This window comes from Zooshikella ganghwensis DSM 15267, from assembly GCF_000428585.1.
Taxonomy (GTDB): domain Bacteria; phylum Pseudomonadota; class Gammaproteobacteria; order Pseudomonadales; family Zooshikellaceae; genus Zooshikella; species Zooshikella ganghwensis.
In genome coordinates this window covers 1-21,584 of sequence record NZ_AUAF01000084.1, presented here as the reverse complement: position 1 = coordinate 21,584, position 21,584 = coordinate 1, and the positions used below count along the sequence as shown (strand labels likewise).

General features: G+C 39.7%; 24 protein-coding genes. 10 read left to right on the top strand and 14 right to left on the bottom strand.

Going from position 1 to position 21,584, the window contains the following annotated elements; genetic code table 11:
* Positions 1 to 247, top strand: a 247-nt coding sequence (locus F607_RS36125; RefSeq protein WP_211233659.1) for a transposase, incomplete at its 5' end; no start/stop codon positions are given.
* 127 nt (positions 248 to 374) lie between these two features.
* Here the strand turns inward: F607_RS36125 and F607_RS30160 are convergent.
* The 6 genes from F607_RS30160 to F607_RS0116615 form a co-directional block, all read right to left on the bottom strand.
* Positions 375 to 1,481, bottom strand: a complete 1,107-nt coding sequence (locus F607_RS30160) for a nucleotidyltransferase domain-containing protein (protein ID WP_051311569.1) — start codon at positions 1,479 to 1,481, stop codon at positions 375 to 377.
* 5 nt (positions 1,482 to 1,486) lie between these two features.
* The gene (locus F607_RS0116635) at positions 1,487 to 2,413 is read right to left on the bottom strand and encodes an HprK-related kinase A (protein WP_027708998.1); all 927 of its coding nucleotides are present in this window, start codon (positions 2,411 to 2,413) and stop codon (positions 1,487 to 1,489) included.
* The gene (locus F607_RS0116630; protein WP_027708997.1) at positions 2,410 to 2,712 is read right to left on the bottom strand and encodes an HPr-rel-A system PqqD family peptide chaperone; all 303 of its coding nucleotides are present in this window, start codon (positions 2,710 to 2,712) and stop codon (positions 2,410 to 2,412) included. The genes F607_RS0116635 and F607_RS0116630 overlap by 4 nt, the downstream gene beginning before the upstream one ends.
* 35 nt (positions 2,713 to 2,747) lie before the next feature.
* The gene (locus F607_RS0116625; protein ID WP_027708996.1) at positions 2,748 to 3,347 is read right to left on the bottom strand and encodes a hypothetical protein; all 600 of its coding nucleotides are present in this window, start codon (positions 3,345 to 3,347) and stop codon (positions 2,748 to 2,750) included.
* A 216-nt stretch (positions 3,348 to 3,563) separates the two neighbouring features.
* Complete coding sequence (locus F607_RS0116620) at positions 3,564 to 4,424, bottom strand: sulfurtransferase (RefSeq protein ID WP_027708995.1); 861 nt, start codon at positions 4,422 to 4,424, stop codon at positions 3,564 to 3,566.
* A gap of 13 nt (positions 4,425 to 4,437) precedes the next feature.
* Positions 4,438 to 4,920, bottom strand: coding sequence for a hypothetical protein (locus F607_RS0116615; protein ID WP_027708994.1), 483 nt, complete (start codon positions 4,918 to 4,920; stop codon positions 4,438 to 4,440).
* A 222-nt stretch (positions 4,921 to 5,142) separates the two neighbouring features.
* On the opposite strand from F607_RS0116615, the gene F607_RS0116610 reads away from it, so the two are divergent.
* From F607_RS0116610 to F607_RS0116600, 3 genes are all read left to right on the top strand, one after another.
* Entirely contained in the window at positions 5,143 to 5,610 is a 468-nt protein-coding gene (locus F607_RS0116610; RefSeq protein ID WP_169719814.1) for a substrate-binding periplasmic protein, read from the top strand.
* A 456-nt stretch (positions 5,611 to 6,066) separates the two neighbouring features.
* Positions 6,067 to 6,846 (top strand): substrate-binding periplasmic protein, encoded by a 780-nt coding sequence (locus F607_RS30155; protein WP_230400424.1) that lies wholly within the window; start codon positions 6,067 to 6,069, stop codon positions 6,844 to 6,846.
* Between the two features lie 364 nt (positions 6,847 to 7,210).
* A complete protein-coding gene (locus tag F607_RS0116600; RefSeq protein ID WP_027708992.1) occupies positions 7,211 to 8,248 on the top strand; it encodes a threonine aldolase family protein in 1,038 nt (345 codons plus the stop codon).
* 84 nt (positions 8,249 to 8,332) lie between these two features.
* Here the strand turns inward: F607_RS0116600 and F607_RS0116595 are convergent, their stop codons facing one another.
* Together F607_RS0116595 and F607_RS0116590 are read right to left on the bottom strand one after the other, a co-directional pair.
* Complete coding sequence (locus F607_RS0116595) at positions 8,333 to 8,713, bottom strand: DUF5064 family protein (protein WP_027708991.1); 381 nt, start codon at positions 8,711 to 8,713, stop codon at positions 8,333 to 8,335.
* A 204-nt stretch (positions 8,714 to 8,917) separates the two neighbouring features.
* On the bottom strand, positions 8,918 to 9,610 hold the full coding sequence (locus F607_RS0116590) for a tRNA/rRNA methyltransferase (RefSeq protein WP_027708990.1): 693 nt from the start codon (positions 9,608 to 9,610) through the stop codon (positions 8,918 to 8,920).
* Positions 9,611 to 10,051: 441 nt separating this feature from the next.
* Here F607_RS0116590 and F607_RS0116585 point away from each other — a divergent pair, with 441 nt between their 5' ends.
* Positions 10,052 to 10,327 carry a hypothetical protein gene (locus F607_RS0116585; RefSeq protein WP_027708989.1) on the top strand — a complete coding sequence of 92 codons (276 nt, stop codon included), beginning with the start codon at positions 10,052 to 10,054 and terminating at the stop codon, positions 10,325 to 10,327.
* A 189-nt stretch (positions 10,328 to 10,516) separates the two neighbouring features.
* Here the strand turns inward: F607_RS0116585 and F607_RS0116580 are convergent, their stop codons facing one another.
* The 5 genes from F607_RS0116580 to hppD all read right to left on the bottom strand — a co-directional run bounded on the left by F607_RS0116580 (position 10,517) and on the right by hppD (position 15,809).
* On the bottom strand, positions 10,517 to 11,575 hold the full coding sequence (locus F607_RS0116580) for a lipase secretion chaperone (RefSeq protein ID WP_027708988.1): 1,059 nt from the start codon (positions 11,573 to 11,575) through the stop codon (positions 10,517 to 10,519).
* 356 nt (positions 11,576 to 11,931) lie between these two features.
* Positions 11,932 to 12,570 carry a maleylacetoacetate isomerase gene (maiA, locus tag F607_RS0116575; RefSeq protein ID WP_027708987.1) on the bottom strand — a complete coding sequence of 213 codons (639 nt, stop codon included), beginning with the start codon at positions 12,568 to 12,570 and terminating at the stop codon, positions 11,932 to 11,934.
* A 16-nt stretch (positions 12,571 to 12,586) separates the two neighbouring features.
* Positions 12,587 to 13,576, bottom strand: a complete 990-nt coding sequence (locus F607_RS0116570) for a fumarylacetoacetate hydrolase family protein (RefSeq protein WP_027708986.1) — start codon at positions 13,574 to 13,576, stop codon at positions 12,587 to 12,589.
* A gap of 21 nt (positions 13,577 to 13,597) precedes the next feature.
* Positions 13,598 to 14,728, bottom strand: a complete 1,131-nt coding sequence (locus tag F607_RS0116565; protein WP_027708985.1) for a homogentisate 1,2-dioxygenase — start codon at positions 14,726 to 14,728, stop codon at positions 13,598 to 13,600.
* Positions 14,721 to 15,809 (bottom strand): 4-hydroxyphenylpyruvate dioxygenase, encoded by a 1,089-nt coding sequence (gene hppD, locus F607_RS0116560; protein ID WP_211233658.1) that lies wholly within the window; start codon positions 15,807 to 15,809, stop codon positions 14,721 to 14,723. The genes F607_RS0116565 and hppD overlap by 8 nt, the downstream gene beginning before the upstream one ends.
* 1,059 nt (positions 15,810 to 16,868) lie before the next feature.
* Between hppD and F607_RS0116555 the strand changes: the two genes are divergently transcribed.
* The 5 genes from F607_RS0116555 (at position 16,869) to F607_RS0116535 (ending at position 21,283) form a co-directional block, all read left to right on the top strand.
* Positions 16,869 to 17,561, top strand: coding sequence for an alpha/beta fold hydrolase (locus F607_RS0116555; RefSeq protein ID WP_027708983.1), 693 nt, complete (start codon positions 16,869 to 16,871; stop codon positions 17,559 to 17,561).
* Between the two features lie 78 nt (positions 17,562 to 17,639).
* Complete coding sequence (locus F607_RS0116550) at positions 17,640 to 18,065, top strand: GFA family protein (RefSeq protein WP_027708982.1); 426 nt, start codon at positions 17,640 to 17,642, stop codon at positions 18,063 to 18,065.
* A gap of 194 nt (positions 18,066 to 18,259) precedes the next feature.
* Positions 18,260 to 19,198, top strand: a complete 939-nt coding sequence (locus F607_RS0116545) for an AraC family transcriptional regulator (protein WP_027708981.1) — start codon at positions 18,260 to 18,262, stop codon at positions 19,196 to 19,198.
* A 280-nt stretch (positions 19,199 to 19,478) separates the two neighbouring features.
* Positions 19,479 to 20,915: a MurL-like N-terminal domain-containing gene (locus F607_RS0116540; protein WP_027708980.1), complete on the top strand. Its 1,437-nt coding sequence runs from the start codon at positions 19,479 to 19,481 to the stop codon at positions 20,913 to 20,915.
* A 116-nt stretch (positions 20,916 to 21,031) separates the two neighbouring features.
* Positions 21,032 to 21,283, top strand: a complete 252-nt coding sequence (locus tag F607_RS0116535; protein ID WP_038291651.1) for a DUF6868 family protein — start codon at positions 21,032 to 21,034, stop codon at positions 21,281 to 21,283.
* A 37-nt stretch (positions 21,284 to 21,320) separates the two neighbouring features.
* Here F607_RS0116535 and F607_RS30150 read toward each other — a convergent pair.
* Positions 21,321 to 21,584 (bottom strand): ISAs1 family transposase (locus F607_RS30150; RefSeq protein ID WP_038291647.1); only part of this gene is annotated, 264 nt, incomplete at its 5' end.

The window sequence follows — 21,584 nt, the reverse complement described above, 5'->3', positions numbered from 1 at the left end:
AGAAGTGAAACAACTCGAAGAAAAAAGCCCAAGATTGAAGCTAGTCTATTTACCGCCTTATTCACCTGAACTGAATTTAATTGAACGGGTTTGGAAGTATTTTAAAAAACAAGTGCTCTACAACAAATACTACAAAACCGTTTGTGAATTTAGAAAAGCAGCGATTGATTTTTTTAGCAAAATCGATCAGCACGCCTATGCGTTAAAGTCACTACTCGGTGGTGGTTTCGAGAATATTTGCACCTAAAACTCAAACGCTTTAGGTATAACATCTCAAGGAATTATTCTTCCATAAAAAAATTAATGCTGTACTAAGCGGAATGATTAATGTCAACTTAAGAAAACCCCAATATTTGCATCGTTGTTCGTCTAAACTATTTGTATACATTCCCTCCTAAACGCATCCATGTTTTAGTGATTAAATGTTTCGTTAGTAAAAAAGGGGGCATCCGTAACCAATGGGATCGCATATAGAATCCCCAAATAGATATTTGACGGTTAATGCTACTTAAGTAAGAGTTACATTCAATAGGCAGTAGTGCCAAAGGTAACCATTTACTCATTATAAAGTTTATGAAGATATTCGGTTTATATTGTTGAACAGATAGAAAAACTTCGTCAGGAATAGGGGTTTTTAAAATAGTTTTAGTAAAAGTAAGACCATAATAAAGAGGTCTTTGCACCCCAAGCTGGTGAGCTCTTTCGAGTAGCTTTTGATTAAAGTTTTCATCTTTCTTTGAAAAAAATCGGAACAAAACATCCAAATCAACTAAATCACGTAATCTGTTTTTTAACTCAGAGTCATAAAACAGGTGAATACAACTATGTAAAAACTGGTCTTCAGCGGACAATACTTTTATTCCAGCTTTAAGACATGGTTGGGCGGCAGACAATAATAGATCAGGATCAGGTTTTAGACGGCTGGTTCGAGGTAAAATCCGGTGGTGTAAGTCGACATCAACACTTCGGAAACGATGACGAAGAGGCGGTATTTCATGCATCCATTGACGATAGTAGTAGTCATCATATCCTGAAGCAGGCTTGTGACTTTCCCAACCTGCTTGCAATAAATGGTGCTCTACTTGATTTACTTGTTCCTCAGGTACCAATATATCAACATCTGATAGGTATCGTCCTTGTAGGCCCGGAATTTTCTGGGCAATATACGCAGCACCTTTCAGTAGCACAATATCATTAACATCTTTGAGTGTACGCTGCAGCCGGTTAACTTCCCATTGAGCCATCTGACTCAAATAGTCAGAAAAATGCATAACTCCAAGAATTGTTCTTCTTGCTTTTTCTGGCACTGCTGATAGCAATCCAGCTTCTTTTAGACGATAGCCAAGAGTTGCTAATAACCCTGACTGTTTTGCTAAATGAAGCCAATCATCTAATTCAACGTTTTTTAAGCTCAATACATAGCTAATGTCACTTAGTGAGAGAATCAAACTTGAAAGTGCAGATGAGTGAGAAGTATACATAATATTTATTCTTCAGACGGGAGTGACTTAATGAGCTGTTGAAGGTTTTCAATCACTGTGTCCAGATCATTAAAATACAACTCATAGCAACTAGACTGATCAATTAATGATTTAACCGCCTGAAAGCCTTTTTTACCCACAACTTGATAATTAAAAGCGTTGTTGGCTAAACGAAGTAATGCTTGTGCTTTAGTCACTTCTATTAGCTTAAAACGAGTATCAGGCTGATATTTCGGAAAAATAACAAGTCTCGGTTTTGCCTGTATGTCACTTTGAGCAACACTGGCTAATGGCGGACGAAAATGTGCAACATCCCCTTTGCGTGTTTTGGTAAATAGTGGGCCAATCACTGCATCAGGGGCAAAATTACGAATAACCTCTATAGATTGATTTTTCAGAGGTATGAGCTTGGGAAGTGGTTGAATTAAGCCTGTTTCTAAATCAATTAATCCAAACTCATCAGATAACATTCGCCACCCCCGCATAGCAAAAGCAGCACATAGTGTACTTTTTCCAGAACCGGGCCAAGCGGGTAAAAGAACACCTTTTCCCAAATACTCCACAACTGCAGAGTGCAACATCAAATAGAAATGACTTTGGGAAGCAATACACCAGTTTGTTCCCCATTCCAACATTGGTAAGGCATGATCCAAAGGAAAGGGAGCCATCCCCGGGTCTCCCTCTGCTGTTTTAAATTGCACCTGTGGGCGCCACCAATAACGATGAGTATGAGGGCGAACCAAGTTGACTCGAAAATTTATCAGCACATCATTGTTAATAAATGGGTAATGAGCGAATAAGTTATGTATTTGAGCGGCTAAAGAGGGAATATTGGCTTTTAATTGTATAGTAAAAGGACCACACTGATAAACAACGCCCTTTGTTCGTAGGGCGTGGTGAATTGTAGATAAGGATAAGTCAGAAAATCTCATACGCTGACAGACTCTATAAGGCCAAGCTCATCAAGTTCATTTAAAAGGTGTGAAAGCTGTAAGTCAGTTAAAGTGTCTTGATCTAGCTGATACTCTAGATACAGCTGTGATAAGAGCATTGAACAACTAAGAGGGGATTCAGATAGAATTAATAATATAGCAAGGGTTAGATCATTGAGTAGATGGGTTTCAGCAGTAAGTTCATTAAAAACCACTGTTTCTGATTCCCACCGTGCCCAATGGAGATATTCTGAAGAAACTGTTTGCCAGCATCCTTGGCTGGTATTAGAACACTTCACACACAAGCCAGCACGTTAGTCTCACTCACAGCGCATTAGCCAATATTTTCTACTGGATTATTGTATAAAGAAACCCAGCAAGACTCTGTTACAGGTGAAGCTCCTGGATTACGCTCAACCATCAGTTCTTTTGACTGATCATCATAAAACACCAGTACTCTGACATTTTCACGTAGTATAGTTACATTCCCTTTTGCAGCATTTTCTTGCCACTTATCAAGCTGCTTTTGTACTTTAAGCTGATCCGCCACTTTAACCAAGCCACCAGCCTGTTCCTGGTAATATTCACTTTTCACTACATAGTAAACCTGCTGGCCAGAATTAAGTGACTTATCATCTTTACCAGGATTGTGCATAACAGTTATTTTGACCGCTTCAGCACGAAGCCATTTTACATCCTCAATATCATACCCAGGACGTACAACAGTTTCAGCTTGGTTTGCTGTGTTTGCTAACTTTGCCTGGCACGTCGCACTACTGGCAGCTAAAGCAGCTCCACTTCGTAAAGTAAGTAGTAAGGGCGCTGCTGCCGCTGAAGCTTTTAACAAGCGACGACGGCTTGCAAGTTGTTGCCATTCACCACTGGAAGCTTGTGAGCTATGATGTTTAGAGTCATTACTGTTGTGTGTTTTCATAATCCGTTTCTTGCTTAGTGTCCGTTAGTTACCTGAAACTCATTCTACTACTTTAATTTACGCAAGTATCAGACCAAAACCCCGAAAACCTACAATTAACAGTAGCTTAGGCTAAAAGTAGAACCATTTACTTGAGTACTACTAACAACAACTATTTAACTTGTAAAAGATAATAACATATTGCAAAGGCTATATTTTCCAAACCAATACCCAATTTTAACCAGAGATCATTGCATCCTGTTTACTAACAGGGCGTTGAGGATTCGTTATCCACTCACTCCATGACCCAGCGTAAAGCTTTGGCATCGGTAACCCAGCAAGCTGCATAGAAAAAATATTATGGCATGCTGTGACGCCAGAGCCACAATAACAAATACAATTTGAGACCTCCTTCACTCCTAGATACTGAAAACGCTCTAACAATTCACCTAAAGATTTAAATTTTGCACTCTGATCAAGGTTTTCTGTATAAGGGCAACACACTGCTCCAGGGATATGACCCGCCACAGGATCAATAGGCTCTTCTTCTCCAGTAAAACGGCTATACGATCTTGCATCAAGCACTAAAATCTGTTCAGAGGATATATTGCTAAGAACCTCATCAACCTCGACTTTTAGGGCATTGTTACACTCAAAGTCAAACTGAGCAGAAGGGTATTCCGGCTGAACAGATGTACATTCAAACCCATCATTCATCCAGGCTTGGTATCCCCCATCCAAAAGGTAAACATCTTTAGACTTACCTAACCACAGCAGCAGCCACCATAGTCTTGCGGCTTTAGCACTATCAGCATCATCATAAATAACAATTTTGTGCTGACTACTAATACCAAGCCTTTCAAGCTTTGCCGCAAGCTGATTAGGATGAGGCAAAGGGTGTCGGCCTGTTACTCCTGGAACCACAGGAGCAGATAAGTCTTTGTTGAGGTCAAGAAAAACAGCACCTGGAATGTGGCTCTGTTGATATGCAGCCAAACCATAGTCAGGGTCATCCAGCGCAAAACGGCAATCGACAACCCGGGTATTGGTATCATTTAAACAGGCATTAAGTTCAAACGTGCTCAGCAAAAGTGACATACAATTCTCTAACCTAAGGCTTCATGTGAATAACTTCATCATCTTTTATCACTTTATTATGTAATTCTGCTTTCACGTCAAGCCCTTCCAGTTCCACCCCCTCCTCAACAATGATACGTGTTGAGTCATCGCCATAACTTACTGAAGTCGTTGGTGGCGAATCGCTATTAGGTACCAGTGGGTCTGACTCAGTTTCTTCATTTTTGTAGGTAGTTCTTACCTGTTGCTTTTTTTCGGTTTGGCTGTTAATTGAGGTGACACCTTCTTCACCGTCATTACTTTGACCACCAGCAACAACAGGTACTACAGTGTTAACCTCATCGTCACTTATGAGTTTTACATCTTCATTTTCAACTTCAACCATTACATCTTTCAGTGGCTCAGCTTCAGCTGACTTAGATTGATCAAGCCAATAATGATAAAACCCTATACCAGCCCCACCTGTGACACTTAAGGCTAGCAACACAAAAAGCAACATTCTCGCAGCATAACTCATATTCCCTCCTAGCGTATTATCTTGAGTCCCCATAAATCGTCTAGACTTTGTACAAAATATCCACCATATGTGCACTAAAGAAATATGCAATCCTTATGCAAGGTATTTATAGGGATATGGTATGCTTTGAGCATATCCTTGTCATTTAATGCTCATGGAAAAGATCGAATTGTCCTCACTTCACTTAACTGGGAGCCCTATATTGGCCGCTCCTTACCTAATATGGGTTATAGCTATGAGCTGATTAACGAAGCTTTAAAAGTTAACCACTACTCACTTGAAATCATCTTTTTATCTTGGGAAAGGGCTATAGAACTGGCAAGAAAAGGGCACACAGATGGTATGTTTCCAGCGTACTACTCAAAAAAGCGTGAGAAAGATTTCATTTTCTCCAGCCCTATCCCTGGAGGCCCTGTAGGCTTCTATAGCCTTACATACAATAACTTCCATTTTGCAAGCGACCCCCGAAAAAACTTTGCGCAAGCAATCGAACCGTTAAAAAAACTAACATTTGGTGTGGTAGAGGGATATGTAAACTATGCACCTTTTGATGAGGCTGCCTACTTAAAAAAACGATATACAACCAGTGATGACCTCAACATCAAACGCTTATTTAAAAAACAAGTAGACATTATTTTTATCGATAAATATGTTGCTCAATATATTATCACTAAAAAATACCCTTGGTAGTCATTAGAACTTGAGTTTATAAATCCTGCACTTGAAATCAAAAAGCTACATATTGCGTTTTCCAGAAAAGCAAAACATCACGAAACACTCATAGAGGCCTTCAATAAGGGGCTTGAACATATTACACGTAATGGGATGGTTGCAGAAATCTTGCTAAAACACGGATTTTAACCCATACATTATACTCAGATAACAAGGAATCGTGTCTATTACACTCAAAGCGAGTCAGTTATATGCGCGCTATTCATAGCGCTTACCCTAATCAGCATTCTTGACTAGCAAGACTCAAGGGAATGTTTATACATAATGATATGGATATCATGCAGAAGAACAATGCAAGAGCAATTACCAAGAAGCATTTAGCTGCCACCACACCTACATGTTTCTATAAGCTCCTGTAGCTTCATCACATGAAAACAGCATAATAGCTATCCTAACATTAGGATAAAACATTTATTGGCAATCTTAATTTCTTTATGGGTAAGCTATTCTTCTGCTAGTGAGCGCCCAACGATAGTTTTATCCTCCTTAAACTGGGCCCCCTATATTGGCCAGGATATGCCAGATAAAGGATATGTTTATGAGGTAGTAAAAGAAGCCTTTGCACGTTCTGGTGCTAATGTGGATGTTTTGTTTTTTCCATGGGCTCGTGCCTTGCATGTTGCTCGACATGGTCATGTTGATGGCCTATTTCCTGAGTACTATGACAAAGAGAGGAAAACAGAGTTTATCTTTTCTGATCCATTCCCAGGGGGACCTGTAGGATTCTATAAACGCCGTGATCGAGATATTAAATTTTCCTCTGATCCACAAAAAAACCTCAGTAAAGCCCTTCAAGATCTCAAGGAGTACAAATTCGGTGTAGTAAGAGGGTATATCAATACAAAAGAATTTGATGATGCAGATTACCTAAAAAAAGAATTTGATGATGCAGATTACCTAAAAAAAGAAGAGTCTATTAGCGATAATGTTAATCTCAAACGTCTCTATAAAGACCGAGTGCAACTTATATTTATTGATAAGTATGTCGCGCAATATATTATTGCTACACGCTACCCTTGGTACTCGCTCGAACTGGAGTTTATGAATCCTGCCCTTGAAATAAAAGAGCTGTATATTGTTTTTTCAAAAAAAGCCAAGGACTATCAAAAAAAACTAGCCTTATTTAACTCTGGGCTTAAGCAAATTAAAGAAGATGGTACCATGGAAGAAATCATGTCAAAGCATGGGTTTTGATAAACTATATACCCAATACGAATGGTTTTTAGGTGCGGCCATCGAGTGACGAAGCCTCATGAGCCTATATTACTAGGTGATTGGGGTGAGGAGAGAAGATAACAAAACCTAGAAATCATTCGTGAAGGGTATACCAGCCCTTACAAAGCAATCTCACTATAAAACTGTCACTACCAAAACTATTTCGTCATAAAAGTTTAAACGACTGTTTAATAAAAAAACCTTGCCTTCAGCTATTAACCTGCCCTATTTTTGACACTACACATGAATACCAACCCATATAGTTACCGTTAGAACAGAGTTACTGCTGATTAGTAAAGTATCAAGGTAGTGTGTGGGTTCCAGATTATGAGGTGTCAATTCAATGACCAGACCCGGCCAATTTGCCAGTGATAACTATTCTGGTATATGCCCGGAAGCCCTTGAGTATATGCTTTTGGCGAATGAAGGGGATGCAGAAGCTTATGGTGAAGACGAGTGGACCCGCAAGGCTTGCGATGAGTTTCGCAGACTTTTTGAAACAGACTGTGATGTGTTCTTTGCATTTAATGGTACTGCAGCCAACTCACTTGCGCTTGCTTCTCTTTGCCAGTCATATCACAGCGTCATTGCGCATCAAACATCTCATGTTGAAACAGATGAATGTGGTGCCCCAGAATTTTTCTCTAACGGCTCCAAACTTTTGTTAGGAGATGGCGCAGAAGGTAAGCTAAGTCCTGAATCTATTGCTGAGCTTGCCTGTAAACGAACAGATATCCACTACCCCAAACCCAAAGTGATCAGTATTACCCAGGCCACAGAACAAGGCACTGTGTATACCATTGACGAATTACGGGCAATCAAGGACGTCGCAGATCGTTACCAACTTAAAATTCATATGGATGGTGCTCGTTTTGCTAATGCCTGTGTATCTCTTGGAAAGTCCCCTGCAGAACTTAGCTGGAAACAAGGCGTTGATGTTTTATGTTTCTCAGGCACTAAAAATGGTATGGCTATTGGCGAAGCCATTGTTTTTTTTGACAAACAGCTAGCGGAGGATTTTTCTTACCGAATTAAACAAGCTGGGCAACTTGCCTCAAAAATGCGTTTTCTTTCCGCCCCCTGGCTTGGAATGCTCAAGACAGGTGCCTGGGAGAAGAATGCAAAACATGCCAACCAGTGCGCTACCTATCTTGCTGACCGACTCTGTGAAATACCAGGAGTAAGTCTATTAAGGCCCTGTGAAGCCAATGCTGTTTTTGTCGTCCTTCCTGAACAAGTCATCGTTAAGTTACGTGAGCAAGGATGGCGAATTTATACATTCATTGGTGCTGGCGGTGCTCGCTTTGTATGCTCTTGGAACAGTGATAAAGCCCGGATTGATCAATTAATCAGCGATATAAAGCAATTAATGGCCAAATAAATGAAGTTAAAATCGCTATGGCCAAAAGATCATAGCGATTTTATCAGTACGAATAATTGTTAAAGGGAAAAGTGATAAGAAAAATTACTGCTTTTTTGCCCGAAAAAAACGATTTAAATCAATTGAGTGAGTCGTATAATTCAATTGACCTTTTATTTTGTTGTAAATATCGTGATATTCATGACCAGTTAAAAATGCTTTATTCCAGCCAGAAATTGTTAACCCCTCACCAAACAGACCATGACGGCGAAGAATACTTTTTACCCTTTGAGCAAAATTGTAAAACTCATCCCGTCTCAGCACTTCAGTCTCTTGCACATGACCACTTTTTGAGTTGATATTTACATTAATAACCACCGCCTTATCTGGCTCTTCAGGGTGTATCTCGTAATTAATGTCAACCTCTGCTTCTTGAGCTTGCTGCGAAGTGTTATAAACAAACTTTTTCTGGGTTAAACCGTTCATAGCTTTCTGCCAAAATTCGAACAATTAGTCGCTTAGTAAAGTAGTAATATAACTACAACACAACTTTCATTTTTTAACCCGTGTCAACACTCTTGTATCCATTTGCAAAATATCAGCTTGGTTCACATGAGGGATCAGAGAGCACACTTAACACACAGTAACACTGCAATGCGATGCTCTGTTTCGCTTGCATAAACTGATAACCTACTGATTTATCTTCCGAATCACATCTGTCACCAGGGTATGTAGAAAGTTAATATCCTTTCGGGAGCAAACAGGCAGTCGCTCACGTACCCACTGATACTCTTTCGCCGAGCAAGGAATATTTAGCTGATCTAGTAAAAATATTACTTTTTCATGGAGAGCACGCCACTGACCTTCTGCGACGTCATCAGAGAAACTGTTTGCCTGATCAGGTTGACTTAGTGGGCCAAGTTCATAGGCATATAACATGACAGCTTGCCCCAAATTTAAGGAGGGATAGCTTACCGCTAGTGGGACAGTTGATAGCACATCACACAGGTTAAGCATTTCATTCGCTAATCCATGATCTTCACGACCAAAAACGATAGCAACCCGAGACAATAGCTGACTTTTTTCTGATAACGACTCATATAGAGCCTTCGGTGAATAAGCGTAACGTTTACCCGCCCTTTGTTTAGTTGATGTTCCAATGGCTAAGTCAATATCCTTAAGCGCTGACTCAAGGGATACAAAATGTTGGGCACTTTGCAGGATATCCGTTGCCCCATGTGCTACCCACTGCGCTTCATCCGCCAAATACTGTTGACTGTTAACGATACGCAGATCATTAAACCCCATGGTTTTTAAAGCTCGGGCACACGCTCCTACATTCACAGCACGCTGGGGTTCAACTAAAATAAAACTAATTTGCATGAAAGTCCTACCAAGTTACTTATACCCTTCACGAATGATTTCTAGGTTGTGTTATCTTCACTCCTCCCCCCCAATCACCTATTAATATAGGCTCATGGGGCTTCGTCACTCAATGGCCGCACCTAAAAACCATTCGTATTGGGTATACTCATTCACTTCAAGCTTCCATTCCCATAAATTCCTGCGGCACTAATTATCAATTTAACCCAACACAGTCCACATAAATAATTGCGAGAGTGTCTACAAAATATTACAAGACGATTGCCGAATGAAGAAAGGTTAAGGCATTATACGGTTTTTTCCAGTGCTTTAACGCTATGCCTTAATCCACTTAACATATACACAAAGAAGGGTATAACCTGTATTCGTTATGCGACTGTAGGAAGGCGTAAGCAATCATTATAGATTTAGTTTTAAATCATTAGTCTTTAGGAGCTTAGTATGAAATATTTAGTTGCTGCAGTAAGTATGCTTATGCTCGTTGCCTGTAATAGTAACCAGTCTACCACCGCAGGCCAAACCGAAGAGTTACCACCTCCGACACCCCCTGTAGAAGCAACACCAGTAGCTACAGAAACGGTTGAGCCAGCACAAGACCCTATGCGTGAGTTATGGGAGCGTTACTGTAATCATGAAGCATTAACCGTTGAAGAGCGTCAAATGATTGCAGAATCTACAATGCCTGTCGACTTACAAGCGACTTGTATCCAAAAATAATCTGTGGAGCCTATCCTACAAGCCACCTATGTGCGAAGCAGGATAACAGCCTTCATAATCATTTGTTTTCTGGCAAGGTGTTTTTGTACGGATACAGACCTAGGTTAAACAAAAGCAACTCTGCCAGAAGCTTAGAGCAGAAACAAAAATAATAATACGTGATTAAACTATCTCATCAAGAGAGCATCACTAAGGGTGGGTAACCAGTGCTTTTACACGCAGTTGCTCATTTTCAGAAAAAGACTGCTGAAGAAGTGTTTCAATTGCTTGGCCTTTATCTTCCACGGCCATTGAACTCTCCATAATACGGTTTAATGATTGCTGATAATGGCTTACACGCTGTTGCCAGTTCAGTCTCATTTGCTCCAACTGGCTGAGCCGTTCAACTGCTGCATTACCAAACTCCGCACTTAAGGCTTGATTTGTACTAGCTTCTGACGCAGCAAGTGCACGAATTTCTGCCTTTTTTGATACGGGATCTGCCACTAAAAATAACGCCCTATCATCTTCAGTAAGACTAGCATTCAAGGCACTTAGCGCTGCTTTCTGTTGTTCTTTGGACAATTCCTCATTTTGTATGATCATAATACGCGCTAACATATACTGATCGTAGCGAATTTCTCTACCAAAAAAAGCTTCTGTATCACTTGCAGAAAAGTGCTCATGTCGTAATTCATTGAGTACTGTCAATCGATTATTCAAGTTCGACACATCATACGTTGACTGTGCTTTTACGCCAAGATAATCACCCTGATCTGAAATCGTACTTTCAAGATCAACTAACGCCTTCTTATAAGCTAAGTACTGTTCAAGCAGGGCTAAAGCTTGCTCTACAGCAGGTGAGTTTAACTGCAAACGAATGTACTGTTTTAATCGATTGACACTCTGATCGAATGGCTCAATTCCTTGCACAGAAAGGAAGTAGTCAAATAAATCCCGTATTTCACGACTGACGACAAGCTGTCCCTGGCTATCAACGGGTAAACCTCCATCAACTGAGGTATCTAGCAAGTATTCAGGTAATTCAGCCTTCACCTGATGTACTTTAGCTTCAGCATCATCTTGTATAAGTTCAGGCTCACTACTTGCTAGAAAAGTCTTTTCATATTGATGTGTTTTTGATGTTAGCGGTTGATTACGCGTTTCTGAGGTCACTGGAAAAAACATCACAACAACATAAGCAATGATGACAATTGTAAATGAAACCAGCCCGCTGATTAAAAAACTTCGCTGTCGATTAACTGCCATTGTCTTATCTCCATGTACGTATTTTTTCAACACTCTTCTCAGAGAATGCAAAACACGTGCACACAACAAGCACGAAAGTTCAACCTAACAAAGGGCCAAAGAAGTCACAATGTATTTCTGTGACTATGCAAGACAATCTAACAAGGATAAATCAGGTATTATCTGACTTTGCAGTTAGCAGGGCCGACAAATGTCGGCCTAGTGGTGCATGCGTAAAATTGGGTAACACTCTTCAAATCCATTTTTTCTCTGTCAAGGCACTTTTTTGCAGGCATAGTGGGCCTACGTCAAATAAAAGCAACACCGGCAGAGGATAAATGGAGAAGAAGTTGTTACCTTATTTTTCGCATGGACCACTAAATAGCATCGGGCTGAGCATCAGGTGAGGCATTTTTAAACGCGGCATGCTGCATACAGTGGTTGTATATTTTAGTAACATTTGGAAATTCAGTAAGCTCCACTTGAAAACGCCTGGCGTTGTACACTTGAGGAATTAACGTTACATCTGCCAAAGTCAATTGATCATGCCAGCAGTATTGCCCACTGTGCCGCTTTAATAAGGTTTCAAAGGCTCTAAACCCATCAATTACCCAATGTTGATACCAGGTTTGCTTAGCCGAATCATCAACCTGAAGCTGCTCACTTAAGTACTTCAATACCCGTATATTATTCAATGGGTGGATGTCACAACCAATCAACTGCATCATTGCTCTTACCTGTGCTCGTGACAGGTGATCTGCAGGCAGTAAAGGCGGTTCAGAATATGTTTCATCAAGCCACTCCAAAATCGCCATAGATTGTATTAAGCAGCTTTCCCCTGTATCTAACACAGGCACCCGCTGCTGAGGATTCAGCTCTGTATACCAGGGGGAGAATTGCTCTCCCCCATCCTTTACCAAATGTACAGGTATAATGTCATAAGTAACTTGTTTTATGTTTAGAGCTATTCTTAGTCGATAGGTCGTAGAAGAACGCCAATAACTGTATAGTTTCATGCTTTCTCCCAGCTAATTAATTCACATTATATTGAACAACCTGCTGATCAATGGCTCCAAAAATGGATTGCCCATCCTCTAAAAACATTTCAATCTGAACACGATCGCCAAACTTCATAAAAGACGTTTTTGCCGTTTCCTGTTGAATTATTTCCAACATACGCTGCTCAGCAATACAGCTTGACCCTGCAGAACGATCATAATTCGATACCGTACCAGAACCTATGATGGAACCTGCCATCAATGGTCTTGTTTTTGCGGCATGAGCTACCAGGGTAGGAAAATCAAACGTCATATCCACCCCTGCATTAGGCTGTCCAAACAGCTTGTTATTTAAGTGGGTATGCAATTTAAGATGCAGTTTATAACCATCCCATGCATCGCCAAGTTCGTCAGGTGTCACTGCAACAGGAGAAAAACTGCTTGATGGTTTACTTTGAAAAAAGCCAAACCCTTTAGCTAATTCTCCAGGAATTAAATTTCGTAGCGAGACATCATTCACTAACATAAGCAGTTTAATATGCTGCTGTGCTTGCTCTGGCGCTACTCCCATAGCAACATCATCAGTTATCACCGCAATCTCTGCTTCAAAGTCAATGCCATAAGCTTCATCAGCAACGGGTATGTCAGCTGTTGGTGGTAAAAATGCATCTGAGCCACCTTGATACATCAAAGGGTCATGCCAAAAACTTTCAGGCATTTCAGCACCTCGGGCTTTTCTTACCAACTCAACATGATTTACGTAGGCACTACCATCTGCCCATTGGTAAGCACGCGGTAATGGAGAAAGCACTTCTTTGCTGTTAAAAGCCTGCTGATTATGCAGTTGGCGCGCATTAAGCGATTGATACACCTCAGTTAAAGCTGGGTAAATCGCTGCCCAATTATCCAAAGCAGCTTGCAAGGTGGGAGCTATTTCAGGGACAGCCACAAAGTATTGTAAATCACGGCTTACGACGATAAGTTGACCATCACGCTGGCCATTATTAAGAGAAGCTAATTTCATACAATCCAACATCCTTTTTAATTATTTTTTGGGCTGCCAGCTATTCACATACTCTGGATTTTCAATATCAGAAACCACCGACCCCATGTCTAAAGCATCTCGAGTATCCAGCATAACGGCTACCTCATTAGTAAACTTTTTACTGTACTCTCGGCCTGCTTGATAGGCTTTGGGGTGAGGACCATGTGCGAACCCTGCGGGGTGAAAAGTAACCATGCCACTATCAATATCATCACGGCTAAAAAACTCCCCTGCGTGATAAAACAATACCTCATCATAATCATCATTATTATGATAAAAAGGCACTTTTAGAGCACCAGGGTCACTTTCAATAGGGCGAGGTACAAAAGTGCAAATAACAAATCGCTGTGCAACAAATGTAGTATGTGCAGAAGGGGGAAGGTGATAACGATGACTCATTAACGGGCGTATATCCCGCCAATTTAGTTTCACAACCGATAAATCTCCATGCCAACCTAACGCATCCAGAGGATTATAAGGAAAACTCACCACAGAAACCTGATCACGACGCTTGATGTGAACTTGCCAAGGGTCTTCAGTTTGCTGTTGTCGAAAAAGATCATCAATGGCTGGTGTTTCCAATACAGCAGGATCAAAAATTGCGTGATTACCCACAAGCCCTTTATCAGGCAACGTATAGGCATCATTAGTCGCTTCTATCATGAGTAAAAACAGTGGTTGTGTAGGCTCTATACGCCACATCGTCCCACGAGGGATGACCACATAATCCCCTTCTTGCACTTCAAGTCGTCCATAATCACAAAAAAGCTGCCCTTTGCCTTCATGCACGAATAATAATTCATCACCATCGGCATTACGTACTAGATGCTCCATGGGTCGTACACATTTCCAAACACGGTATTGGCAATAAGCGTTATGCAATAAGACAGGTGTTTCCCAGGGAGACACTGGTAACTGCGTCAATTTATTACAATCAAAGGCTCGGGGGCGCAAGGGCCCCTCCCAGTTGCTCCAACCAGTAGGTGCATGGCGATGATGCATATGTGAGGCTGGACCAAAAAAACCACTTCGTCCTAACTCTCGCTCATAAATCCCCTCTTCAGGAAAGTCTGCATGTGCCTGACGAGAAACCTGACCTTGTTGGCGAGGATAACTAATCCACTTACGCATCGGCCAGCACTCCTCTACGAATTTGATCTTCTTCTATAGACTCAAATAACGCTTTGAAATTACCTTCACCAAAACCTTCATTACCTTTACGTTGGATTATTTCAAAAAACACTGGACCAATAACGGTATTGGTAAATATTTGCAATAAAATTCCGTCTTTTTCAGGAGCACCATCAATTAAAATCCGCAGGTCTCGTAAATCTTTAATGTTTTCTTCATGCCCTTTAACACGATCATTCACTTTTTCGTAATATGTGTCAGGTGTAAACATAAACTCAACACCGTGATCACGTAGTTTTCTCACTGTGGTATAAATATCCTGGGTATAAAGTGCAATATGCTGTATACCTTCCCCTTTATACTCTCGAATAAACTCCTCAATTTGAGATTTTTCGTCAGAAGATTCATTAATAGGAATTCTTATTTTTCCACATGGCGCTGTCATCGCTTTACTGACTAACCCTGTCAGTTTACCTTCAATATCAAAGTAACGAATTTCTTTAAAATTCCCAATTTTTTCGTAAAAATCCGCCCATACTTTCATATTGCCACGCTTAACATTATGAGTTAGATGATCAATATCCGTTAACCCCATATCACAATCTTTTAATGTACTTTCCCAGTTCTCATAGAAAACAAAATCAACATCATAAATTGACTGCTCACCATAACGATCCACAAAATAAAGCGTGCTTTCACCAATACCATAAACAGCTGGTATATTGAGTTCCATAGGCCCTACTCTGCCCGCAAACAACTTGGCACCATTGGCAACAGCATGGTTTATCGCATGGGCTGCATCCTTAACACGAAAAGCCATTCCACACACACTAGGACCATGGCAATGACTAAACTGCTCCGCTTGAGAATTAGGCTCAGCATTAACAATAAAATTAATATCGCCTTGACGATATAACCAAACCTGCTTTGATTTATGCTTAGCAATTTCGGCAAAACCGAGCTGTTTAAATAAATCTTTTAATGCATTAATACCTGCAAGATCCGGTGCGGTATACTCAACAAACTCAAAGCCATCAGTACCCAAAGGATTTATCACACTATTCTCTTCAGACATATTCATCACCCCCTCCTTAGCCACTTTCATTGCTATTATTTATTTAAAGTTTTTAAGTATGTTTCAATATTTTCTTTTTCTACCTCAAAAGAGGTATTTTATGACGACTACATTTTTTTAACTAATCATCTATTTGCTTAAATAACAGTTCATTTCAAATTCAGGACGTTAACTTGCTTTCTAACACCTCTGACTGTTATATAACATCAAGCTATTAACGACTCTCATATTTATTACAAAACAGTAACAATACCTACGAGAGGCTTTCCCACTAAGATAAGAGTTTTTTAGCGAAAGTTGCAGTTCTTTGAGGTAATTAACCATACACGCCTTGTCTAACAAAGCTGTAAACATATTGATACAAGTCAATTTATTTGAGTAGAAGCTGAAAAAACCTCTGTCTAACTGGAAACTTATCACTACAAATCTGGAATGACTGGGCTACACCCAACTACATGACTTTATAGTCACATCCTTTCCTGACAGTAAGCCTTTTAGACGCCATAGAACATTTATAAATGTCCGTAAACCCTATACGCTAATTGCTCAAGAAAGGCCGATAAAAGCAGGGATGCTGTCTTACCTGATACTTATAAAAAACTACATAACAGCATAGATTCGTCTTAGATTTTATCATTACTCAAACTTTTCTACCTATCAACAATCATCAAGCTATTATTAAATTCATCAAAGTAAGTAACACTATACCCAATACGAATAGTCTTTAGGTACGGCCATCGAGTGACGAAGCCCCATGAGCCTATATTAATAGGTGACTGGGGTGAGGAGTGAAGATAACAAAACCTAGAAATCATTCGTGAAGGGTATACCGTTTTTCAAAATTATTTATATTACTACATGTACTTTTACCTGTCGGATTCTCAACATCATTACCCCTTAAATTGGAGTCATGTGTAACAAGCTGTTTTAAACATGCGCCTATCAAGGTTCAGGAATATATAAAAATACTTGTTACAGAATAATGCTTCGCAGTAATCTATGCCCACCACAAACCATTTTAAGACAAACCCTAAAATTGATGTATAAAGGGAATACAAATAGAGCATGAGTAAAACCATTTTTTTTCTTCCAGGTACAATGTGCGATCAACGATTATGGTCTCGAGTTTGGCCACTACTTAAAGATGATTACCAACCAATACATATTCCTATTCCTGAAGCTAAGCATATGAATAATATGTTAAAAACAATCATTGAAAAGCTACCCAAGGAAAACGTAAACCTTGTTGGCTTTTCCCTAGGGGGGTACATTGCCTCTGCTTTAGCGGCTAACTACTCTGAAAGAATGAGAAGGCTCATGATCATAGCCAACTCACCTGGCTCACTTCCTGAAAGTGAAATAGAGGTCAGAAAAAAGAGTCTGAACTGGTTAAATAAACATGACTACCAAGGTATTCCTCTTTCAAAAATAAAAACTTATTTACACACTGAAAACCAAGATAACCAAAATATCATTAAAACAATAACAGCAATGGACTTATCCCTTGGTAAAACAACGCTTATCAACCAACTTAGTAATACAACATTACGTGACGATTTGTCAGAACAATTCAGTATAATTGATGTACCTATTCTATTTTGTATAGGTGAAGAAGATAACTTAGTGAATCGCTCTACATTAAGAGCAATTACCTCAAAAAACACGAATCGACAATTTTTTGAAGTTAAAAAAGCAGGTCATATGCTCCCTCTTGAACAACCAGAAAAACTTGCTGAAATTATTAATCATTGGATATAATATTTTCTAAACAATTATTCGATATATTCATCATTATAAATACCAGTTTCATAGTACTAAGTGTATAAGGAGAAAGTGATGTCAACACCCGATAGTTGTGAGGGAACGTGTTTATGTGGTGCCGTTAAAATTCATGCGACTAATGTAAAACCACATGTAGGTGCCTGCCATTGTGGTATGTGCAGAAAGTGGTCAGGTGGACCACTGTTAGCTGTAGAATGCGGCTCACAGCTAACATTTGAGGGAAAAGAAAACATAACTGCTTTTAGTTCTTCAGCATGGGCTGAAAGAGGATTTTGTAAACACTGTGGTACTCACATTTTTTATCACTTGAAAGATACTGAAGACTATATTATACCTGCCGGGTTTTTTGATAAACCCACCAGCTTTACATTTGATCACCAAATATTTATTGATAAAAAACCCGACTACTACACTTTTGCGAATGAAACTGAAAACATGACTGAAGCCGAAGTCTTTGCGAAGTATATGCCAGCGGAATAACCCTATCCAACTATCGAAGCTATCGCAAAAAGAATGAACTTGCAGAGGCTGTGTAAAAAATCAGCGTAAAATACTCATTTATTAGGTAAACATCTCGTTTTTTGTCTCCATTGAACTACATATATAAACTATACCTTTCGATAAGGGTATAGTTTATACCCTTCTAAATGCTTAATTAGTCAGTGCTCATTACTATGGAACACAAAACGATAACTCAACATACCGCACTTGAGTATAAAAGGCGAGTTTGTCTTGCCATGAACTATATCAGTCAGAATTTGGACAGAGAGCTTTCTTTAGAAGAAATTGCTCAACAAGCTTCGTTTTCAATGTTTCACTTTCACCGAATCTTTAAAGCCGTGGTTGGTGAAACAATCGCCGAATTCACTCGCCGAGTTAGATTAGAAGTAGCCGCTAATCACCTACGTTCTAAGCCAAATGACAGTATCACAACTATCGCATTACAATATGCCTTTTCCAGTTCCCAGAATTTTTCAAAAGCGTTTCGACAACATTTCAAAGTATCCCCTTCTGAGTACCGAAAGTATAAGCGCAAGATTGGAAACACACCAAGCAATCCAGAAAACGTACTATCTCTTAAAGCAACGTATGCTACTCCACCGTCACCAAGTGATTTACCCACTACAAACAGGAGAAGCGAAGTGAAAGCTGAAATAAAGACGTTGCCTGAATATCGTGTTGCTTATGTTCGAAAAATTGGACCTTATGGTCAAACTACCTGTGAAGCTGCTTTTAATGAACTGATGCAGTGGGCTGCACCTAAAGGGCTTCTAAGCACAGGCATAGTATTAGGTGTCTACTGGGATAATCCTGAAGTCACACCGCCAGAAAAGTGTCGTGTTGATGCATGTATTACCCTTCCCGCTGAAATGAAACTTGAGGGACCTGTTGCGACACAAACCATTCAAGGGGGTACCTTTGCCGTCTGTCACTTTGAAATGAGTGGTAACAACTTTGAGCAAGCATGGGATGAAGCCTTTGCTTGGCTTGTCGAAAATGGCTATGAGTGTGGGGATCAACCTTGCTACGAACGTTATTATAACAATGCATCGGAACACCCAGAAGGCAAGTGGATATTTGACGTATGCATTCCTTTGCTAACAAAATCTTGATAGATCTGGAGCAGCGAAGGACGTACATCGAAAAAATGTACAACACCGTGTTAACACTACTGAATAAGTTGCCGCCAAGGAGGGCTGTGACTTAGCACCAAATAAGTTTAGTGACCAGCCATTTCTCTAATTTATACACTACACTTAGCTATACCCTACAACTGATTTACAAAGGTTATTTTTACGAAAAGCCCCCCTTGTTTAACGTTAGGTTTTTCAATACCCTATTGCTATACCCAAAACGAAGGGTATATTACACTGCTTAAAAAGGAACGGATTTATGCAGATGTCCACCACCCGGTTATCTGCCTTAAAAAGGCCTTTAAAAAAAGTTCGTAATTTCTTCAAAGACCCATTACCTCGGGATAAAGCGTTAATATTTGAAGACTATGAGTTAAAGTTTCCTGACATTATTTTCACTTACCGGGTGGGTAACCAGCGCTACAATAGCTGGGTTCGCTTTGATTTACCTATACATCAATTATCAAACTTAAATCGAGAAAATCATCATCCCCTATTTGTTAACCTTGGCTTAGCCTTTGCGGCAGGCCACTTTATCTTGAGTGATTTCGCAACCATTCGTTGCGATTGCGCCAAGCTGAATGATCAAGAATGCGCACTACTTGAACAACGCATGATGGCAGCACTGGCGGAGTTCAGATACCTGCAAGGCCTTGACCCATCTCGACCTGTTGCTGTTTTGTCTTCAGGAAAACGAGCATTACACCCTGTTCCCTTTGCTCACGCTGAAGAGAAAGCATTAATGCTTAATGGTGGCGGCAAAGATTCCTGTGTATCTGCTGAATTATTGAAGGGAATTGGTCTTCCCTTTGCCTGGCTGAGTGCACACCCTAACACAATTCGCTTAAGAGTCATTGACCGTTCAGGCAATCCAGAAAAATATGCCTTTGACTTTAGTTTAAGTGAACAGGCAAAGACAGATGCGGTATACCCTTGGGGCGCAGAACCCTACTTACAAGTTATCACTGCGGCAAGTCTGATAATTAGTTACTTAACAGGATTCAAGTATCTTGTCACAGGAGCTGAACATTCTGCAGATGACTCTAACTTGATTTACAAAGGGGTTGAGGTCAATCACCAAAGTGGTAAAACATCAACATTTGAAAACTTTTTTAATACGTTTATACAAAATTCTGTATTACAAGAAGCAAAATTATTCAGCATTGCTAGACCCTTTACTGATTTTCGATTGGGAGAAATGTTTAGCCATTTCCCACAATATTTTGATGCATTTTTCAGCTGCAATATGGGTATGGGTAATAATAAATGGTGCAATAATTGCCACAAATGTGCCTTCACTTATATGGCCTTATATCCTTTTTTTGAACAACAAACATTAATTAACATATTTGGCCAGGATTTATTTAAAATTCCTACTATTCGCAAGTACATGATCGAGCTAACCACAGCAACCATTAAACCATGGGAGTGTGTTGGCACACTTGATGAGTGTAAATTAGCATTACGTTATTGCCTGAAAAAATCACCCAATATGGAGTTTAATGAATGGCCCAGGCGAAGTGATTTAGAAAAATCGTGCCATGATATACAAGAACAAACGGTCCATGAACACGTAATGTCTACTTTCCATACGCCACATAACATACCTGGTCCTATCGAACAGCCATTACGCGATTTGGCTTCATCATTACGCAAAAAGAGCATTCAACGCTGGCCAGAAATCATACAGTCATAAGCGTTATCGTTCTGTCAGCCACAGAATGCTTACTGTGTCTGACAGAAACATATCGTGTAAAATAAAAAGTATATTTTTGAGGGTAGTTTACATATAAAACACGGTATGGAATACAAATGGATACAACACAAGTGGCATTAGTGACAAGCTTTTTTGGTTGGTGCACTATTTTCAATGTGAGTTTATTAATACTATCTACTATTTCAATTTGTTTGATGAAAGAACAAATCACTGTACTTCATAACAAGCTATTTGGTGTGAAAGAAACTAATCTGCTATTGGCTTACTTTAAATATCTAGCATACTATAAGCTAGCGATTATAGTTTTCAATATTGTGCCCTATATTTCTCTAAAAGTTATTATTTAAGCAACTATCTATTAGGGCAGGGCAATCGCATATAAATTTACACCGAACAAATTAGCTTCATTAAATATTCATGATCCCAACCAGCAGAGAGTCTCTTATTTTTTATTCCAATTTTATAAGTATTATCTTGCTTAAGAATATTAAGTGCTATCTGCCTAATTCTAGACATATTTTCAGCTGAATGTCCTTTACGAATTCGACTATCATCTTCTCTGAATGCAACATCCAAACTCCAGTGCAAGCTGTTTTCAATTTGCCAGTGATGTTGGATCATTTCACTAACCTCTTTTGCTGGCAATGA

Bases quoted from the DNA above. Each gene is read 5' to 3' on its own strand.
- F607_RS0116600 (WP_027708992.1), top strand. From the start codon at position 7,211: ATGACCAGACCCGGCCAATTTGCCAGTGATAACTATTCTGGTATATGC.
- F607_RS0116550 (WP_027708982.1), top strand. From the start codon at position 17,640: ATGTCAACACCCGATAGTTGTGAGGGAACGTGTTTATGTGGTGCCGTT.
- F607_RS0116615 (WP_027708994.1), bottom strand. From the start codon at position 4,920: ATGAGTTATGCTGCGAGAATGTTGCTTTTTGTGTTGCTAGCCTTAAGT.
- F607_RS0116535 (WP_038291651.1), top strand. From the start codon at position 21,032: ATGGATACAACACAAGTGGCATTAGTGACAAGCTTTTTTGGTTGGTGC.
- F607_RS30160 (WP_051311569.1), bottom strand. From the start codon at position 1,481: ATGTATACTTCTCACTCATCTGCACTTTCAAGTTTGATTCTCTCACTA.
- F607_RS0116565 (WP_027708985.1), bottom strand. From the start codon at position 14,728: ATGCGTAAGTGGATTAGTTATCCTCGCCAACAAGGTCAGGTTTCTCGT.
- F607_RS0116555 (WP_027708983.1), top strand. From the start codon at position 16,869: ATGAGTAAAACCATTTTTTTTCTTCCAGGTACAATGTGCGATCAACGA.
- F607_RS0116620 (WP_027708995.1), bottom strand. From the start codon at position 4,424: ATGTCACTTTTGCTGAGCACGTTTGAACTTAATGCCTGTTTAAATGAT.
- F607_RS0116580 (WP_027708988.1), bottom strand. From the start codon at position 11,575: ATGGCAGTTAATCGACAGCGAAGTTTTTTAATCAGCGGGCTGGTTTCA.
- F607_RS0116595 (WP_027708991.1), bottom strand. From the start codon at position 8,713: ATGAACGGTTTAACCCAGAAAAAGTTTGTTTATAACACTTCGCAGCAA.
- F607_RS0116540 (WP_027708980.1), top strand. From the start codon at position 19,479: ATGCAGATGTCCACCACCCGGTTATCTGCCTTAAAAAGGCCTTTAAAA.
- F607_RS0116635 (WP_027708998.1), bottom strand. From the start codon at position 2,413: ATGAGATTTTCTGACTTATCCTTATCTACAATTCACCACGCCCTACGA.
- F607_RS0116590 (WP_027708990.1), bottom strand. From the start codon at position 9,610: ATGCAAATTAGTTTTATTTTAGTTGAACCCCAGCGTGCTGTGAATGTA.
- F607_RS0116545 (WP_027708981.1), top strand. From the start codon at position 18,260: ATGGAACACAAAACGATAACTCAACATACCGCACTTGAGTATAAAAGG.
- maiA (WP_027708987.1), bottom strand. From the start codon at position 12,570: ATGAAACTATACAGTTATTGGCGTTCTTCTACGACCTATCGACTAAGA.
- F607_RS0116570 (WP_027708986.1), bottom strand. From the start codon at position 13,576: ATGAAATTAGCTTCTCTTAATAATGGCCAGCGTGATGGTCAACTTATC.
- F607_RS0116585 (WP_027708989.1), top strand. From the start codon at position 10,052: ATGAAATATTTAGTTGCTGCAGTAAGTATGCTTATGCTCGTTGCCTGT.
- hppD (WP_211233658.1), bottom strand. From the start codon at position 15,809: ATGAATATGTCTGAAGAGAATAGTGTGATAAATCCTTTGGGTACTGAT.
- F607_RS0116625 (WP_027708996.1), bottom strand. From the start codon at position 3,347: ATGAAAACACACAACAGTAATGACTCTAAACATCATAGCTCACAAGCT.
- F607_RS0116610 (WP_169719814.1), top strand. From the start codon at position 5,143: ATGGGTTATAGCTATGAGCTGATTAACGAAGCTTTAAAAGTTAACCAC.